Genomic DNA, 17,161 nt, shown 5'->3' with positions numbered 1-17,161 from the left:
CCGGGCGAATCCGAATAAGGGAAACGCCTTGGCTTGCCGGCAAGGGGAACTTTGTCTGTGTCCGTATAAAGATTATACTTTTAAATCACCGTCATAGGTAGCAATCGTTTTGTATAGCTCCGGGCGACGGTCACGGAAAATACCCCATTCAATCCGCCCCACTTCCAGCTCGTCCAGATCAAATTCAGCAGTAAGCACTTCCTGATCGGTACGACCAGCTTCTGCAATCTTGTTACCCTGTGGCCCGGCAATAAAAGATGAGCCGTAGAACGTGATACTGGAGTCCTCATCTGTTTCCATTCCAATGCGGTTGGAAGCAATAACTGGCATCAGATTGGAAGCAGCATGACCGAGCATGCAGGTCTGCCAGTGATCCTTGGAGTCAATGGAAGAATCCTGCGGTTCCGAACCAATGGCTGTTGGATAGAACAATATTTCTGCACCCATCAGCGCCATACAACGGGCAGCTTCAGGATACCATTGATCCCAACAAACGCCTATTCCAATTTTGGCATATCGTGTATTCCATACTTTAAAGCCGGTATCGCCTGGATTAAAATAGAACTTTTCCTCATAACCGGGACCGTCCGGGATATGGCTCTTGCGGTATTTACCCAACACTTCACCGTCTGCATCAATTACAGCAAGACTGTTGTAGCGGGCGTAATTTTTTTTCTCATAAAAACTGATTGGCAGCACAACCTGCAATTCTTTGGCAATCTTCTTAAAATGGTTAACCGCCTTGTTATGCTCCAGCTCGGTTGCATATGCAAAATAATCGGACTTTTCCTTCTGGCAGAAGTATGGAGTCTCGAACAATTCTTGCAGTAAAATAATCTGCGCGCCTTGCGCAGCCGCTTCACGTACCAGCTTCTCAGCTTTGCTTATATTTTCATCAATGTTGGTAGAGCAGCTCATTTGGGTTGCCGCCACTTTTACTTTTCTCACGTCAGTCCTCCTCTTGGATATTTATATCATTTATTGATTTACAGCAGGCATCTGCTGGGTAGTGCAGTGTACATTACCGCCTTCGCGGATAACCGCCATACCGTCCACGGTACGAATAGTACGGTCCGGGAATACATTTGCCAGCACCTGCTCGGCTGCGCGGTCGCTTTCAGCCGCAGTGCCGCCAAACACCGGCAAAATAATGCCGCCGTTCACAAAATAGAAGTTGATATAGCTCAGCGTTAACCGGCTGTCTTCATAATCCACGCGCGGCGGTTGCCCGATTTGGATCACTTCCAGCTTGCGGCCTTTTGCATCCGTTGCCTGCTCCAGAATACGCAGGTTTTCCTGTGTGATTTCGTAATTTTCATCCCCAGGATCATCGCATACTTGCACAATGACCTTACCTGGAGCAGCAAAGCAAGCAATATTGTCTACATGCCCATCCGTTTCGTCACCACTAAGTCCACGTTTCAGCCAGATAATCTTCTCAACGCCTGTATATTCGCACACATACCGTTCGATTTCTTCCCTGCTTAATTCCGGGTTGCGGTTCGGATTCAGCAAACACTCTTCTGTTGTAATTAATGTGCCTTCACCGTCTACATGCAGTGAGCCGCCTTCCATCACAAGCGGTGCATCAAACCTCGGTAATCCAAGCTTGTCCAAAATTTGCGGCGCTACCTGATCATCCAGGTCCCACGGAGCGTATTTGCCGCCCCAGGCATTAAACTTCCAGTTCACACCTGCCAACTGTCCATGCTCATTCGTTAGAAAAGTAGGACCGTTGTCGCGCAGCCACGCATCGCTATGCTCTATTGGAAGCAGTTCCACCCGTTCCCCAAGCTCAAATGCCTGGACGCTCTCCAGATCATCTGGATTTACGACCACGGTAACTGGTTCAAACTCAGCCATGGCACGTACAATTCCAGCGTAGCCCTTGCATACATCGGCATGCATATCCGGGTAAACCATCGAAGATTGTACAGGCCAGGAAATATACGTACGTTCATGCGGTGCCCATTCAGGCGGCATCTTATAATGTGAATCCTTAATTTGCATGTATTGAAGCTCTCTTTCTTCATCATAATGTTGAGTCTTATCTGTAGCTGAAAAACGTTGTCTAATAAACGACGGACAGACTCCGTTCCTATCATACAATAATATGATCTTTGTCTCAATCAGATCGGAAAAGTTTTGAACGGATTCCATTCAAGTTAAAAATGAATTACATTGAAAATGTGATCTTTTTAATCGTGTCGCCATCAAAACCCTTAACCGTGAATTGCACTCCCTCCAGTATGCCGTAGGATGGAGGATAGTTTTCCTTTGGCAGTGCTATCGAACCGGGGTTCAGCACAAAGACACCCTTTTCCACATCCGCTACCGGAATATGGGTATGTCCCTGAATGAACACATCCCCTGTTTCCAGTGGTGGCAAGTTCCCCATGCTAAAGCCATGTCCGTGCGTTACATAGATACGTCGACCTTCATGGTACAATAATGCATAATCGCCCATCATCGGGAACTCCAGTAGCATCTGATCCACTTCTGCATCGCAATTACCGCGAACTGCTACTGCAATATGGGACTTGTACTGATTCAACACAGCCGCCACCTCCGCCGGATTATACCCTTCCGGTAGCCGATTACGCGGTCCATGGTACATATAATCCCCGAGCAGGACAAGACGGTCCGCTTTTTCCTCCCTGAACTTTTCCAGTACCAGTTGTAACCAGTGTAGCGAGCCGTGAATATCCGATACAAACATAAGTTTCATAATGGTTCATTCCTTTCTCAATATACGTGCTCATTACCGTATCATAGCCTTACTGACAAGCGCTCGTCAGTAATAAAATTATCAGCTAAAGGCTTGATCGTGATAAAAAACTAAGCGACCGCTTCCCTGTACAATAGCAGGAAGCGGTCGCTGTATAACATCTTTTTTTGTTGAATAAGCTGCCCTTATCAAGCAAGCATCATTTTATTTCCGTCGCAAGCTTGCACCATTGGTCGAAATAACATCTTTGTACCAATGGAACGATTTTTTCCGGTATCTTTCAAGTGTGCCGCTACCGTCATCATGACGATCTACATAAATGTAACCATAGCGTTTTTTAAGCTGAGCGGTCGATGCACTGACAACGTCGATGCAACCCCAAGACGTATAGCCCATAACTTCTACTCCGTCGTCAATGGCTTCCCCAACTTGAACCAGATGATCATTCAGATAGTTGATCCGGTAGTCATCTTCAACGGTTTTCTCGCCTTGTTCGTTGGTGATAAGTTCGTCAACGGCGCCCAAACCATTTTCCACAATGAATAATGGTTTTTGGAAACGGTCATAGAACGTGTTCAGCACATAACGCAATCCTTGAGGATCGATTTGCCAGCCCCACTCGCTTGCCTCAAGATGCGGATTGCTGACACCACCGAGGATGTTGCCTTCACCTTTCGTTTTTTTAGCTTCGTCAGCCGTCTCACAAGTACTCATGTAATAACTGAACGAGATAAAGTCAACCGTATGCTTCAAATCTTCTGCATCGCCTGGTTCAAAGTGAATAGAGATTCCGTTTTCTCTAAAGAAACGTTTCATGTAGCCTGGGTATTGACCTCTGGCATGAATATCAGCAAACGCCATATTTCTGTGGTCAAATTCCATCGCAGCAATCACATCGTCCGGATTAGGTGTCAACGGATAAGTAGGCATACTCAGCACCATACAGCCGATTTTGAAATCCGGGTTAATCTGATGACCGATTTTTACCGCTCTTGCACTTGCTACAAGCTCATGGTGAATGGCTTGATAAAGGTCTTGTTCACTAAGCTGATCTTTAGGTGTGCTAATGCCTCCGCTCATGAATGGAGCTTCCAGAATGGAGTTGATTTCATTGAAAGTCAACCAGTATTTCACTTTATTTTTGTAGCGGTTAAATACTGTTGTAGCATAACGCTCATAAAAACCAACAAGCTTACGGTTCACCCAGCCATCGTATTCTCTGGACAGATGTAAAGGTGTTTCATAGTGAGATAATGTAACGAGTGGTTCAATTCCATATTTGTGAAGTTCATCAAACAAATCATCATAAAATTGCAGGCCTTGTTCGTTCGGTTCAAGTTCGTCGCCTTTAGGAAAAATCCGTGACCACGCGATGGAAGTCCGGAACACTTTGAAACCCATTTCTGCAAAAAGTTTAATATCTTCTTTATATTTGTGATAGAAATCAATACCGATCAACTTCATATTATCTTCTGTTGGTACATCCGTAACTGGTCCCCAACCACCACGAGGGGTTACATCCTGAATAGACCAGCCTTTTCCATCTTCTTGATAAGCGCCTTCGAGCTGGTTAGCAGCAACTGCTCCGCCCCACAGGAAATCTTTTGGAAACTGTGTACTCATATTCTCTCCGCCTTTACTATTGTGTTATAAAATACTTCTATATCAATACTAAGTTTTGTAACGCGTTTCATGTCAAGTATTTTTTTATATTATTCTTTTCTCCGTTCATGAAGGTTTATCCGTTTTAATGTGCATTTTTCGAGTTCAACTTATACAGAAAAGAAACCCTCGTCTCTAAAGAGAGGGTTTCTCAGTCGTTTTTTTCTCTTCCCCGTGGACACGTCGGGCAAAGTTGACAAATTGAAATTTATCCAGCCGATGCCGTGACTCGGTGTACTGGAACAAGGTAGTGTCTTCCAGATAAACATAATTACGCACTACTACCACATGAATATAGCCTTTGAGATCCATCAGTTTATGATCCTCTTCGCTTGCATCTTCTACAGAGACTACTTTTTTGGCATAACTGATTTGAAGGTGAAGCTCATTCTCCAGATATTCATAAATGGATCCGCTGCTAATCTCCTTGGTAAGTACAGGCACGATGTCTGATCGAAAATAGTCTTTATCCAGAATTACGGATTCGTCCTCAATCATACGCGCGCGAATCACTTCCCAGACAAGATGCCTATGCTTGTCAAGCTCAAGATGACCGGCTATTTCTTCTGAAACCGGAATCAGGCGATTCTCATGCACAATCGTACGTGATTTACGCCCGATTCGTTCGGACATCTCTTTGAAGCTGACCAATCCGCCAACTGGAAAATCCATACGCCCGATATCCAGTACAAAGGAACCTTTAGCTTTTATTTTATGGATATACCCATTTTGTGCAAGCAAGTGAAGTGCCTTACGTACAGTCTCGCGGGAAGTATTATATTCCCTGGCCAATTCATTCTCAGAGAGTATCTTTGTGCCTGGGGCCAATTCACCTGCCCGGATTCGTTCCACATAATCCTGATAAATTTGCAGAAATATATTCGTTGTCAATTTTCATCACCACGTTTATTGTAGCATTCTTTCACTTTGGCGACCTGTATGCTTTTAAAGTTTGTGATTAATCCTTTTCAAACAGATCAAGACTTGAAGTGAATTCTCATCGAGATATATTGCAAATCGTTCGCCTCGCCTGGCAATTCTTCAATCGATTCAATCATTTCTTGACCATCCGGAACAATTACAGGTGTAATAACCGGATATCCAGATTTTTGGATCAGATCACGGTCGAATTCCATCAGCAATTGTCCTTGCTCGACGGTTTGGCCTGTCTCCACGTGCATAGTGAATCCTTCTCCCTTTAGGGATACAGTGTTAACACCCACATGCACCAGAATCTGTACACCTGTCGCATGCTCCAAAATCAGGGCATGCTTGCTTTTCATCATAATATGGATGACTTGGCCGCTGAAAGGAGCAAAAATCTGACCTTCTTCCGGTTCGACCGCAATGCCTTGTCCCATCTGACGCTCGGCAAAGGCCGGATCAGGAACCTGTTCCAGAGGCACGATGCGACCCTGCACCGGAGTCATAACTTCAAGCACATCGAGTGCAGAGGTCTTGTGGTTAGTGCTTTTTGGTGCGGAAGCATTTGCCGTCTTGGCAGGCGGATTATTTTGCTGGCGCTTATTTAGTAATTTTCCATACGCTAAAGTTAAGCTAAACGGCAGAATTAACACGATCGCCATTCCAATGAAGAATACGCCCCAGTTCATAGGGAAAATAGACAGGAAACCTGGAATCCCCCCAACACCGATTGAAGAAGCCATGACATGATTCACCGTTAGCAATACACCCGCAATACCGGAACCGATCATTCCGAACACAAATGGATATTTATAACGGATATTTACCCCAAAGATCGCCGGTTCCGTGACACCCAGAAAAGCAGACACGGATGAAGTAAAGGCTAGCCCTTTGCCCTTCTGATCCTTTAATACCAGCATCATAGCCAGTGCACCAGCACCCTGAGCAATATTGGAAAGCGCCAGCATCGGCCATAGGAAGGTACCGCCCTGTGTTCCAATTAATTGTACGTCTACGGCCAAGAAAGTATGGTGCATTCCCGTAATGACGAGCAGCGCGTAAAGACCTCCATAAATCAGCCCTCCCAGCGCAGGAGCCAGAGCGAAAACGTATACAAGACCGCCCGTAATCGCATTACCGATTATAAAAGTAACCGGTCCGATAACCGTAAATGCAAGAAATCCCGTAATTAATAATGTAATCGGTGCGACTAATAACAGCTTAAATGAATCGGCTATTCTTTTGTTCAAGAATTTTTCAATTTGTGCCAACACGTAAGCGGATACAAGAACCGGCAGAACCTGGCCTTGATAACCGATTTTGTTCACTTCCCAGCCGAACAGATTCCATACTGGAACCGTTCCCTTCGTAACTGCATCTGCATAACTGTAAGCACTGAGCAAGTCTGGATGAACCAAAATCAGGCCAAGTACAATCCCGAGTAACGGGCTACCACCAAACCGTATAACTGCCGACCATCCGATCAAGGCAGGCAGGAATGTAAAGGCGGTACTGGCGATCGTATTAATAATAGCAGCAAAATCAGTCCATTGTGGATAGACCTGAACCAGAGACATTCCCTCGAAGAAAATCCCCTGGCCTGTCAAAATATTATTAATTCCAAGCAGTAAGCCTGCTGTCACAATGGCGGGCAGTATAGGGATAAAAATATCTGCCAGTGTCTTGATGGCACGCTGAATCGGATTCTGTTTCTTGCTGGCCGCATTTTTAACATCATCTTTGGAAGCCCGGTTGCCGCCTGTGATTGCAATCATTTCGTCATACACCTTATCGACCAGACCTGGCCCAATGACGACCTGATACTGTCCTTGTGAGGAAAATTGGCCTTTGACCAAATCATTTTGATCCAATGCATCTTTATCGACCAGCTTGTCGTCATAGAGGGCGAACCTCAGACGGGTTACACAATGGGTAGCAGCCTCAATATTATCTTTGCCGCCAACGGCTTCTATAATTCGTTCCACCTGTGCTCTTTCAATCGGCATTTAACTCACTCCCTTAATTTTAATGAAGTAGCAGCCCCGGTCGCCATGACAGTAAGGAACCTGGGGCTATTGGTTGTTGCCACACTATAAACTGCGTCTAACGAAGTAGCCACATATAGGAAGCATATGGGGACAATGTGATAGACTGCTTTAATTCCGGCACTTGCTCGGTATTGCCAATTAACAGTTCCGCAGAAGCCAATACCTGAGCTTGTAGTTGTGAGTAAAATGAATCAGGTAAATCGAATTCAGCCTCCTGCCCGCTAAAATTAGAGATGACGATCAGAGTCTCCTTTTCATTGCTGCGTTGGTAGGCATATATCTGAGGATGGGCTTCATCCAGCCGTTGATAATTTCCATCGGTAATGACTTGCACCGTCTTGCGCAATCTGATCAGCTTTTGGTAATGATGGTAGATGGAGTTCGGTTCCTTTAACTGTGCCTGGACATTGATCTGTGGATATCGTTCATCTACCTTGATCCAGGGTGTACCTGAAGTGAAACCCGCATTTGGACTATCATCCCATTGCATTGGTGTTCTCGAATTATCACGGGATCGCTCACGGATCATATTTAATGCTTCTTCAGCGCTCTTGCCCTGCTCCTGCAAAATACGATACATATTCAGAGATTCCACGTCCCGGAATTCTTCGATATCTGACCACTTCGGATTGGCCATACCAATCTCTTCGCCTTGGAATATATAGGGCGTTCCTTGAAGTCCGTGAAGGGTCGTCGCCAGCAGCTTAGCACTTTCGGCGTGATATGCGCCATCATCCAGAAAACGGGAGATCGCTCGTGGCTGGTCATGATTGTTAAAGAACAATGCACTCCAGCCGCCTCCCTGTTGGATGCCAATCTGCCATTCCGAGAATAGGCTTTTCAGCATTTCAAAATCATAGCGCATCAGTTCCCACTTCTGACCCTTCGGATAATCTACTTTCAAATGATGAAAATTGAAGGTCATGGACAGTTCTTTTTGCTCTGGATTGGAGTAACGGATACAGTGCTCCAGCGACGTAGAGGACATCTCCCCCACAGTCACGTTATTATACTTACGGAATACCTTCTCATATAACTCGTGAATGTACTCATGTACGCGTGGACCGTCCGTATAGTACTTGCGTCCGTCACCCGGAGCCATGCTGTGATCATCACTCAGGAATCGTTGATCCTTGGAAATTAAATTAATCACATCCAGTCGGAATCCGCTGACTCCCTTTTCAGCCCAAAACTCCAGCAGATTTACGACTTCCTCACGTACCTTTGGATTCTCCCAATTAAGATCTGCCTGAGTTTTGTCAAACAGGGTTAGAAAATATTGATCTGTCCTTGGGTCATATTGCCATGCAGGCCCACCGAATTTAGACTTCCAGTTGTTAGGTGGCCCGCCATCAGGCGCAGGATCACGCCAGATATAATAATCCCTGTACGCATTATCCCTTGATTGTCGTGCCTCCTCAAACCAGGCATGCTCTATCGAAGAATGATTTACCACAATATCTATCATCAGACGCATTCCACGCGCCTTGATTTCCCGACTCAATTCCTCGAAGTCCTCCATGGTCCCAAAATCTGGGTTAATCCTGCAATAATCCGCTACATCATACCCGTTATCACGCTGCGGGGAGACATATACCGGCTGTAACCAGATAATATCAACACCCAACTCATGTAAATAATCCAGCTTTTGCGTCAGTCCTCGGATGTCACCTGTTCCGTTGCCCGTTGTATCATGAAAGCTTTTGGGATAAACCTGATAGACCACCGATTTGCGCCACCAGTCCTTATCTTGGTGAAACAAGCCTTTGCTTGTCGTTTGCATCATACTCATTCCTTTCTCTCTAAATTAAATATTACAACGCTTTCATCACTCTTGTATATACAAGAATATATCATGTATATACAGGTTGTCAACGGATTTAAAATCGCATTCTGGTTTGTAATGAGGACGATATTTTTCAATAACTTGTTGTTGGATAACAAAAAAACAAAGGTTGATCATCATAAAACTGAAGATCAACCTTTGTCTGAGAGTTTGAATTTTTTTGAAATTACTCGGCTGTTATTGTCTCTCCCTGCACAGGAGCAATGCGATTCTTCCAATTGATGTTGATCAAACGAGACTTGAATAAATCTGCACACCGTTTGGTCCTTTGTATTTGTTGTTTCATTCGGTATATCTTTGGCCACTTCCGAGTTCCCTCCTCCGCATGCCGTTATAAAAGCAGCAAACGCACTTGTCACCAGTACCATTTTGCCATAGTGGAAGATTTCTATCCTGTTCTTTCTAGTTGCCTTCTTCACTGCTGCACCCCCGTTTTTGTGTGTATTATTTTATCTACCCCATTCTAACAAGACGGTCTTAGATCCCGTGTAACATCACTTTAACTAAACCTTAACTCTTTTTCAGATCTACAGAGCACAATTAAGCTTCCGTTTAAACAACATTACCAAACCATTTAATCCGTTAGAGGTTGTCGCACGCATACGTTCACAACTACGGCGTTACTTGACCGTTAATAATACATCTGCACAGCCCTCCGGCAAAATGAACACCATTTATGACTATGGACATTTTCAGATCGATGAAATAGCCGGCGAGCTTCGTGTTGAGCAAACAGTCGTAGCCTGTCCTGCGCTGGTCTTCCAATTATTGATTTTCTTATGCAAAACCCCAATCGAATTTTTAGCAAAAGCGAGCTATATGAAGCCGTCTGGGGAGAAGAAGCATTAACCGATAACAATACCGTCATGGTACATATTCATCGCATCCGAGAACGAATTGAACCTGATCCTGCCAATCCAAGCTTTATCGTAAATGTTAGAGGACTTGGCTATAAGCTCGTACAAGCGAAAAAAGGGAGTTCCCAACGATTATGAATATCAAACGCAAGCTAATGATACGATTCGTGCTTCAGTTGGCTACCGCTGAAGCTCTCGCGTTCCTGATTGCTGCTGTTACGTTCTTTTGGGCGTATCAACGCTTGGTCGATATCCGCCTCTCCAATGATTTTGCCTCTACTGGATTAGCTCAGCTTGTAGCGTCCTCCGAAATAGGCAAGGACGGCATGCGATTTGATCCACTTTTGCTAGAGCAGGTCAAGAAAAACGGCGGCTGGCTGCAAAGTCTTGACGAAAACGGGCAGGTGAATCAGTCCTACAATACGCCGCAAGATGTACCGAAGAAATATGCGCCCGGCGAGTTCGTCTCTTAATTGGACATGTACCCACTCCTTCCCCTATGGGCTTTCTCTTTGGGTTCAGGAGAAGGATGGTCGAACTTTCACGCTGCTATATGGTCAGCCTAATCCTATGGGAACCCTATTAAAAACAGTAAGCAGTCAGGGAACATTGTCTTTGGATGGAAAGCTGATATTGCCCCATGAAGTCACTGCCCGTCTCAAACAGCTTGGTGGCTACGTACAGTTACTGGATGCAACCGGGTCGGAGCTTGCTTCCTACAATCGCCCAACATCTGCATCCATAGCCTATACTCTTCAAGAGCTTTCCCTTCGCACCATGTACAGTGAAAGATATGGCTTCCATCTTTCCTCCGAATATATGGAAGAAACAGGTCGTACATTCAGCCGGATGGGTTCAGGCAAATGGAAGCGACGTTACCTCATTTTTGCGGATGTGATGGATTCTATTGATAAGCTCTCAGGTACCCTGCAAAGAGATCAGGTACTGCGTCAGCAAACCGATAGTCTCAGAGAGGAATGGATGAAAATACGGTAAGCCGATTATTTGAGCGTTATTACCGGGGAACCAATACCTCTACTACGCCGAATCGGACAGGTCTTGGCATGGCTGTATCCAAAGGGCTGATTGAGGCCATGGGAGGGCAAATTACGGTCGACACGTCTTTAGGGAAAGGCACGGTCATACGCCTTATTTGGCATGACGTTATGGCTAACAATGAAAGTCGAATGGAAAGGAAATAAAAAGTTTAGGATGCACACGTATAAAGGCCGCCCTCGATCGATTTGAGGACGGCTCTTTTCATGGGTACGATTTTATCGTTTCTATAGGGATCTATATTTTGGAATGATTCATACATATCTATATATTAATAAGGAATTAGGTGAGATTAAGGATTAATGGATTTTCAGTTAGCACCTTGCATATTCTTCTTAGGCCTTCTTCCAGCATGGACCTCGGACAAGCCAGATTCAGACGAATGTATCCCTCAGCGTTGGCAACAAACATCTTCCCGTCTTCCAATAACACTCCGGCATGATTGGCAAAAAACAAAGGTAAATTCTCTTCTTTCGGTACATAGGCGCTGATATCAACCCATGCCAGATAAGTCGCCTCTGGAATATGGAATATAGCTTCTGGCAAGTAACGGTTCAAATATTGCTTGGTAAATTTAAAATTCTCGTCCAAATAATTTTTTAATTGCCGCAGCCACTCATCTCCATGCAAGTATGCAGCTTGTGTTGCGACAATACTAAGCGGATTTTTAAAGCCGTAATGACGCGCTTTCCAGGTTCCCCTGAGCGTTTCATTGGGAATGATGACATTCGAAAACATCAACCCGGCCATATTAAAGGTTTTACTAGGAGCCATGCAAGTGATAATCCGATCTGAGTCCGGGAAAAGTTTGGCCATCGGGGTGTGGACTTGCCCGTTCCTCAACAAATCGCAGTGTATTTCATCCGATATAATCCAGACCTCATTTTCAAGACAAATCTCCCCTACTCTCTGTAACTCTTCCTTGGTCCATACACGGCCAGATGGATTATGCGGATTACAGAAAATGCATAGAGACACCTTTTCATCTCTTGCTTTCGCTTCCAGGTCTTCATAATTAATCGTATAATGCCCCTCTTGATTGATTAGTTCTGAACACACCAGTTCCAAGCCGTTATAATCCGCCGCAGCCTTGAAGAAGGCATAGGATGGTGTAAGGATCAGCACTTTTTCATCCGACTTGCAAATGTATTCGGCCAGCTCATAGAGAGCAGGAATGATCCCCGGTGAAGTAACCAGCTGCACCTCTGAAAAAGTCCAGTTATAATACCGCTGCGTCCAGCCGACCACAGCAAGGTAATAGTTAGGATCAAACACCTGACTATAGCCAAAAATCCGTTTATCCAGCCGTTCCTTGATTGCTTTAATAATCTCAGGAGGTGTGGCAAACTCCATGTCAGCGATCCACATGCGAATAAATTCATCATCCTTATAAGGAAAAACCATATCGCCCTCGGCCTTAAAAATATACTCCCGGAAGCCGTCAGTGTTCATGGCGTTGGTGCCTCTACGGTCAATAACCTCATCAAAATTATAATTCACGCTTTCTGTTCCCCTTCCTGTTTCCGTCCCTGCTTCTCATGAATGGATTCATTATGGCATACAGCTCTTCATAGACTCAAACGTAATAAAATCTATTGATATGAAACAAATCATCATTTTTGTTTCGTCAGAATACTTAAATCACGTATAAAATGGTATAATAATTATAAATATATCGAAACGTATACAAAATCATCATTTGTAATATTCTCAGGAAACATGATTGGGAGAGTGAACAATGCATAATATTAATCAGGAAGTGGGTAAAAAAATCAGAAGCTTCCGAAAAATTAAGGGATTGACCGTTCAACAATTGGCGGACATGATTTACAAAAGCAAAGCTACGTTATCCAAATATGAGAGTGGCGATATTACCATTGACCTCGTCATCTTGTACAGCATTGCAGAAGCGTTAAACGTTCAGGTAGAGCAGCTTCTCTATATCGAACCGAGACAGCCCTCCACGCTGATTCATACACTTCCCTCCACTTTTTTCAAGAACTCCACCCGGTTTTATTCTTATTTTTATGATGGACGAATTAATAAGCTGGTAAGATGTGTAGTGGACATGCTGGCACAGCCGGATGACAATCGTTATAAGACGATGTTATATATGAATGTTAAAAATTTTGAACATTATCAGGAATGCGAAAATACATATTGGGGGCATACGGAGCACTATGACACATTGACCACTCTTATGCTCAAAAATCAGGCTACCCCTCTCGAAAATCTGACCATCAATATTCTGGCTTCTTTTCTGGAATCTGAGCAGAAGTGGGGTCTCATGTCCGGCGTTTCCTTCCGCCCCTTTATGCCAATTGCTTTAAAAATGCTTTTTTCGAGAACACCCATTCCAGAAACTCCCGAGCTAATTCATGAGCTTAAAATTTCCAAAGATGATGTGCGAACCATGAAAATATACAATATGCTTGCTGTGACCTGATATTATCTGAGGTTCGTATATATAAAAAAAGGCTATCCCAAAGGCCACAAAAATGGCGAACGGGACAGCCTCCTTTAGGTGAGCTGATAGTTGTTATGAAATCTAGTTGTCGTCCAAATGAGCAAATTGCTTCTTATCCTCATCTGTAATTTTACGCAGTACTCTACATGGATTTCCAACGGCTATTACATTGGCTGGTATATCCTTAGTTACCACACTTCCAGAACCTATAATGGTATTGTCTCCAATACTTACTCCCATATTAATAATTGCGCCTCCACCAATCCATACATTGTTTCCGATAGTTACCGGGAGTGCATATTCATACTCTTGAACTCTCAATTCATGATGTGTGGGATGGTTCACTGCATAGATGCTGACATTTGGCCCGAGCAATACATGATCTCCAAACGTAATTGGAGCACAGTCCAATACTGTAAAATTATAATTGGAGTAGAAATTCTCACCCAACGTAATATTGTATCCATAATCACAACGAAATGGAGGTTCAATAAAAAAGGTCTTGCCCGTTTTACCTAATATCTGCTTCAGCAGTTCGTTGCGTTTTTCTATTTCTCTAGGACGCAGAGTATTGAAGTCAAACAACACTTCCTTAGCGTATTGCCGATCATTCAGAAGCTCCTCGCTCATCCCTTTATAGGGCTTACCCGCTAACATTTTTTCTTTTTCACTCTGATTTTTCATCATAAGAATGTTCCTTTACATAGGTGGATCTATATGAAGATCGGCATCCGGCATTGTAGTTACCCAGCGTGTAAAAGTAACCTCAAAGCCGACACGAGTTGGCGAACATAAAAAAGGACCAGCTTGTTTTGCAGATTTATAAGGAAAAGGCGCCACACGCACTGTGCGCCAACCGTGGGATTCTGTCCGGGCACGGATAATCACTGCATCGTTCATCCGCGAAGCGCGCAAGGTCACTTCCTTACCGACCCAATCCGGCACAGCGGACAATGACCAATCTGAATAGCCGTTAGTTACCACGACAGCCAATTGGGGAATATTGTCATTGATTTCAATCCCCGCTTTAATCCATTGCTCAGGTCCTTGATACAGCATAATTCCAGCCTGGTCATAGAGTTCATTAAAGGATGCAAGCTGAAATGTGACCTCTATGGCCTCAGAATCTTCCCAATTTGCCAATAAAGCATGTCCGCTGCTGCGATCAAATCCGTATAATGTGTTTTTCCAGTAGTCACTTCCCTCTTTGGCTGTCACCTTGAGGGCGTCGCCATCTTGACAAGTTGACAATGGAGCATTGGTCCATGTTCCCGTTTCCCATAATAATGTTTTTTTCATAATAGATATTATCCTCTCCGGAATTATAGATGTATGCCGCTCTCTATTTTCTTTTTTCCACCAATTGCAAATTGTACGTAAGACTTTCAAGGGTCACCGAAATCAACCCGTTCATGTATTCGTCATACGTATCGTTTTTCACAAAAATCTCAGGCATATGCTCTGCTGGTATATCCTTAAGACAGCCAGTATAAATATCGTTCAATACAGCAGGCTTGGATAATTCTCCGGTCAAAGCGATAGATACAGGATCAATAACAGCAATAATGGAAGTGATCGTCTTTATAGCCAGTGGAACGAATCCCTGAGCACTTTTTATCTGCTTGAGCTGTTCTTCTCTTGTCATATCAAAGGGTAAAAAGGAAACTTCGCCTGCAAATTTAGTATTTCCTTTTAACAAGTGTCCATCGACAATAAAGCCCGCTCCCGGGAAATTATCCTTGGGAAAAGTAACAATGGCAAAGGTTTTGTCCTCATCATAATTTTGCATCTTATAAAATCCGTAGACTGTTAAATGCATATCATTTTCAATAGTGATTTCCAGTTCGTATTTGTTGTAAAGCAGCGGGCCCAGAGGAATTCCTATGAGTGGGTCGATATCACACACACCGATAACCCCTTGATGTACAACCCCAGGAATGCCAATGCCAACCGCTTTGACATTTGCATAGATGTTAATGAGTTCTCCAATTTGGTTCTCTATGACCTCATAATCAATATAAGGCACAATCGAGGTCTTCTCTACAATGATGTCGCCCAGTAAATTGGCAACTGCATAAGTGAGAGTATGCACTCCGCCTTCTGTTTTCACATGTAAACAGAGAATATAGGAATAATCGGCGTTATATTTGTACCGCCTTGCCGGGCGTCCACCGTTGGATTCCTCCAGCTCTGTCTCTAACACTTCCCCGGTTTGAAGAAGCTCCTTCAGAATATTGCCGCAAGTTGCCACACTGAGTCCAGTTATGCTCGCTATGGACGACTTGGTCGCATATTCAAGAGACTTCAGTGTGTTTTTGACTAACTCCACATTAATTTGTTTGACTCGGATTGCATTATTGGAGACTGGCAGTATTTGAATCCTCTCCTTTTGCGACACTTATTAAAAGCATTACAATATGCTGTAATATAACGCTCTGTCTGCAAAAAGTCAATTCGTAGCCTTCTATGGATTCGGAGTAGCAACGGGTTCAAGAATATTCCCCACTCCGTACTCATGTAAATTCAGCGATTCCAGATAATATAACGTAAATCATCATGCTATACTATTTATATTGAAAAGATTCCAGTGTGGCATCTCTGGGATAAAATCAAGTGAAAAAGGGGGAACTTTAGTGGAAACTATGGAATTTATAGCATTGATCGCTTTGATCATCTCCGTCATACTTTTGATCAAAGTCTACAGCTTGCAAGCTCGACTTAATGATTTGAAATCCGATGTAGAGCGTCTTGAGAATCGTTCTGGAGCGTCGGGAATATCACTATCTGGCCCAACTGCTACTACACCACCACATGTGCTAAACACAGAAGTTTCAGAGGATATCAATGAAAGACTGCTCATGCTGATTAGAGAAGGCAAAAAGATTCAGGCAATAAAAGAGCTAAGAGTAGCTAAAGACCTCTCTTTAAAGGAAGCAAAGGACTATGTAGATGACTTGCAACGCCTCTAAGTAAGAGTAGAATGATTCTGCCGGGGTATAGGATTGCAACAATTGCCTCGGCAAGAGCTTTAGAAAGGACGACGAAATAAGATGAGTGTGAGCAAAACAAACGCAATGCGAATATTGGATGGTCAGGACATTTACTACAACATGCTGAGTTATGAGCATCAGGATGGAAAAATAGATGGTATGAACGTAGCTGAGAAAATTGGGAAATCCCCGGAAGCCGTTTTCAAAACGTTGGTTGCACATAGCAAACAACATCTGTTTGTTTTTGTGATTCCTGTACATAAAGAGCTTGATCTCAAAAAGGCAGCTAAATCAGCGGGCGAGAAGAAAATCGAAATGCTTCCAGTCAAAGAACTGCAAAAGCATACCGGGTATATCCGGGGTGGCTGCTCTCCCATAGGAATGAAAAAGCTCTATCCTACTTTTATTGACCAACCTGCAGTAGAGTTGGAAACCATTGTTGTGAGCGCCGGAAAAATTGGAACCCAACTGGAGTTAAGTCCGCAGGATTTAGCCCGGCTCATTGATGCACAGTTTGCGGATCTGACTCAGAAAGCATAAAACCCTCCAACAATTCATAAAATCTTTATGCGGATTTTCTCTA

The 17,161-nt window shown here is 43.9% G+C and carries 18 protein-coding genes and 1 pseudogene; 7 read left to right on the top strand and 12 right to left on the bottom strand.

Annotated features, from left to right (window positions below; genetic code table 11):
* Window positions 1–72 precede the first annotated feature (72 nt).
* The 8 genes from aguB to ACWXW9_RS23215 form a co-directional block, all read right to left on the bottom strand.
* Window positions 73–948 (bottom strand): N-carbamoylputrescine amidase, encoded by an 876-nt coding sequence (aguB, locus tag ACWXW9_RS23250; RefSeq protein WP_134914184.1) that lies wholly within the window; start codon window positions 946–948, stop codon window positions 73–75.
* A gap of 30 nt (window positions 949–978) precedes the next feature.
* Window positions 979–2,010, bottom strand: coding sequence for an agmatine deiminase family protein (locus ACWXW9_RS23245; RefSeq protein ID WP_494931366.1), 1,032 nt, complete (start codon window positions 2,008–2,010; stop codon window positions 979–981).
* A 166-nt stretch (window positions 2,011–2,176) separates the two neighbouring features.
* Window positions 2,177–2,728 (bottom strand): phosphodiesterase, encoded by a 552-nt coding sequence (yfcE, locus tag ACWXW9_RS23240; RefSeq protein WP_494931365.1) that lies wholly within the window; start codon window positions 2,726–2,728, stop codon window positions 2,177–2,179.
* Between the two features lie 204 nt (window positions 2,729–2,932).
* Window positions 2,933–4,351 (bottom strand): glycoside hydrolase family 1 protein, encoded by a 1,419-nt coding sequence (locus ACWXW9_RS23235; RefSeq protein WP_494931364.1) that lies wholly within the window; start codon window positions 4,349–4,351, stop codon window positions 2,933–2,935.
* A gap of 174 nt (window positions 4,352–4,525) precedes the next feature.
* Complete coding sequence (treR, locus tag ACWXW9_RS23230) at window positions 4,526–5,281, bottom strand: trehalose operon repressor (RefSeq protein ID WP_494931363.1); 756 nt, start codon at window positions 5,279–5,281, stop codon at window positions 4,526–4,528.
* Window positions 5,282–5,367: 86 nt separating this feature from the next.
* On the bottom strand, window positions 5,368–7,320 hold the full coding sequence (gene treP / locus ACWXW9_RS23225) for a PTS system trehalose-specific EIIBC component (protein WP_494931362.1): 1,953 nt from the start codon (window positions 7,318–7,320) through the stop codon (window positions 5,368–5,370).
* Between the two features lie 97 nt (window positions 7,321–7,417).
* Window positions 7,418–9,145, bottom strand: coding sequence for an alpha,alpha-phosphotrehalase (treC, locus tag ACWXW9_RS23220; RefSeq protein WP_494931412.1), 1,728 nt, complete (start codon window positions 9,143–9,145; stop codon window positions 7,418–7,420).
* 194 nt (window positions 9,146–9,339) lie between these two features.
* On the bottom strand, window positions 9,340–9,627 hold the full coding sequence (locus tag ACWXW9_RS23215; RefSeq protein WP_494931361.1) for a hypothetical protein: 288 nt from the start codon (window positions 9,625–9,627) through the stop codon (window positions 9,340–9,342).
* Window positions 9,628–9,769: 142 nt separating this feature from the next.
* On the opposite strand from ACWXW9_RS23215, the pseudogene ACWXW9_RS23210 reads away from it, so the two are divergent.
* The 4 genes and pseudogenes from ACWXW9_RS23210 to ACWXW9_RS23195 all read left to right on the top strand — a co-directional run.
* Window positions 9,770–10,203: pseudogene (locus ACWXW9_RS23210) on the top strand (winged helix-turn-helix domain-containing protein); the annotation flags it as partial.
* A complete protein-coding gene (locus ACWXW9_RS23205; protein WP_494931360.1) occupies window positions 10,200–10,538 on the top strand; it encodes a hypothetical protein in 339 nt (112 codons plus the stop codon). The pseudogene ACWXW9_RS23210 and the gene ACWXW9_RS23205, both read left to right, overlap by 4 nt.
* A gap of 142 nt (window positions 10,539–10,680) precedes the next feature.
* Window positions 10,681–11,061, top strand: a complete 381-nt coding sequence (locus ACWXW9_RS23200) for a hypothetical protein (RefSeq protein ID WP_494931359.1) — start codon at window positions 10,681–10,683, stop codon at window positions 11,059–11,061.
* Entirely contained in the window at window positions 11,043–11,267 is a 225-nt protein-coding gene (locus ACWXW9_RS23195) for an ATP-binding protein (protein WP_494931358.1), read from the top strand. The genes ACWXW9_RS23200 and ACWXW9_RS23195 overlap by 19 nt, the downstream gene beginning before the upstream one ends.
* A 136-nt stretch (window positions 11,268–11,403) precedes the next feature.
* On the opposite strand, the gene ACWXW9_RS23190 is transcribed toward ACWXW9_RS23195, so the two are convergent.
* A complete protein-coding gene (locus ACWXW9_RS23190; RefSeq protein WP_494931357.1) occupies window positions 11,404–12,621 on the bottom strand; it encodes a MalY/PatB family protein in 1,218 nt (405 codons plus the stop codon).
* 238 nt (window positions 12,622–12,859) lie between these two features.
* On the opposite strand from ACWXW9_RS23190, the gene ACWXW9_RS23185 reads away from it, so the two are divergent.
* Complete coding sequence (locus ACWXW9_RS23185; RefSeq protein WP_014281621.1) at window positions 12,860–13,567, top strand: helix-turn-helix domain-containing protein; 708 nt, start codon at window positions 12,860–12,862, stop codon at window positions 13,565–13,567.
* 102 nt (window positions 13,568–13,669) lie between these two features.
* Here ACWXW9_RS23185 and ACWXW9_RS23180 read toward each other — a convergent pair whose 3' ends face one another.
* Genes ACWXW9_RS23180 through ACWXW9_RS23170 form a run of 3 tightly spaced genes read right to left on the bottom strand, consistent with a single transcriptional unit; the run spans window position 13,670 to window position 15,839 of the window.
* A complete protein-coding gene (locus ACWXW9_RS23180) occupies window positions 13,670–14,272 on the bottom strand; it encodes a sugar O-acetyltransferase (protein ID WP_494931411.1) in 603 nt (200 codons plus the stop codon).
* 15 nt (window positions 14,273–14,287) lie between these two features.
* Entirely contained in the window at window positions 14,288–14,887 is a 600-nt protein-coding gene (locus ACWXW9_RS23175; protein WP_494931356.1) for a DUF1349 domain-containing protein, read from the bottom strand.
* Between the two features lie 43 nt (window positions 14,888–14,930).
* Complete coding sequence (locus ACWXW9_RS23170) at window positions 14,931–15,839, bottom strand: ROK family protein (RefSeq protein ID WP_494931410.1); 909 nt, start codon at window positions 15,837–15,839, stop codon at window positions 14,931–14,933.
* Window positions 15,840–16,230: 391 nt separating this feature from the next.
* Between ACWXW9_RS23170 and ACWXW9_RS23165 the strand changes: the two genes are divergently transcribed.
* Together ACWXW9_RS23165 and ybaK are read left to right on the top strand one after the other, a co-directional pair.
* Window positions 16,231–16,557 (top strand): ribosomal protein L7/L12, encoded by a 327-nt coding sequence (locus tag ACWXW9_RS23165; RefSeq protein WP_494931409.1) that lies wholly within the window; start codon window positions 16,231–16,233, stop codon window positions 16,555–16,557.
* Window positions 16,558–16,638: 81 nt separating this feature from the next.
* A complete protein-coding gene (gene ybaK / locus ACWXW9_RS23160; protein WP_494931355.1) occupies window positions 16,639–17,118 on the top strand; it encodes a Cys-tRNA(Pro) deacylase in 480 nt (159 codons plus the stop codon).
* The last annotated feature ends 43 nt before the right edge of the window (window positions 17,119–17,161 follow it).

Source organism: Paenibacillus sp. LT-B23 (genome assembly GCF_059417685.1).
This window is presented reverse-complemented; position numbering and strand designations above follow the sequence as displayed.

Coding starts and splice junctions, on each gene's coding strand:
- ACWXW9_RS23245 (WP_494931366.1), bottom strand. CDS start 2,010: ATGCAAATTAAGGATTCACATTATAAGATGCCGCCTGAATGGGCACCG.
- yfcE (WP_494931365.1), bottom strand. CDS start 2,728: ATGAAACTTATGTTTGTATCGGATATTCACGGCTCGCTACACTGGTTA.
- ACWXW9_RS23235 (WP_494931364.1), bottom strand. CDS start 4,351: ATGAGTACACAGTTTCCAAAAGATTTCCTGTGGGGCGGAGCAGTTGCT.
- treP (WP_494931362.1), bottom strand. CDS start 7,320: ATGCCGATTGAAAGAGCACAGGTGGAACGAATTATAGAAGCCGTTGGC.
- treC (WP_494931412.1), bottom strand. CDS start 9,145: ATGCAAACGACAAGCAAAGGCTTGTTTCACCAAGATAAGGACTGGTGG.
- ACWXW9_RS23205 (WP_494931360.1), top strand. CDS start 10,200: ATGAATATCAAACGCAAGCTAATGATACGATTCGTGCTTCAGTTGGCT.
- ACWXW9_RS23195 (WP_494931358.1), top strand. CDS start 11,043: ATGGATGAAAATACGGTAAGCCGATTATTTGAGCGTTATTACCGGGGA.
- ACWXW9_RS23185 (WP_014281621.1), top strand. CDS start 12,860: ATGCATAATATTAATCAGGAAGTGGGTAAAAAAATCAGAAGCTTCCGA.
- ACWXW9_RS23180 (WP_494931411.1), bottom strand. CDS start 14,272: ATGAAAAATCAGAGTGAAAAAGAAAAAATGTTAGCGGGTAAGCCCTAT.
- ACWXW9_RS23175 (WP_494931356.1), bottom strand. CDS start 14,887: ATGAAAAAAACATTATTATGGGAAACGGGAACATGGACCAATGCTCCA.
- ACWXW9_RS23165 (WP_494931409.1), top strand. CDS start 16,231: ATGGAATTTATAGCATTGATCGCTTTGATCATCTCCGTCATACTTTTG.
- ybaK (WP_494931355.1), top strand. CDS start 16,639: ATGAGTGTGAGCAAAACAAACGCAATGCGAATATTGGATGGTCAGGAC.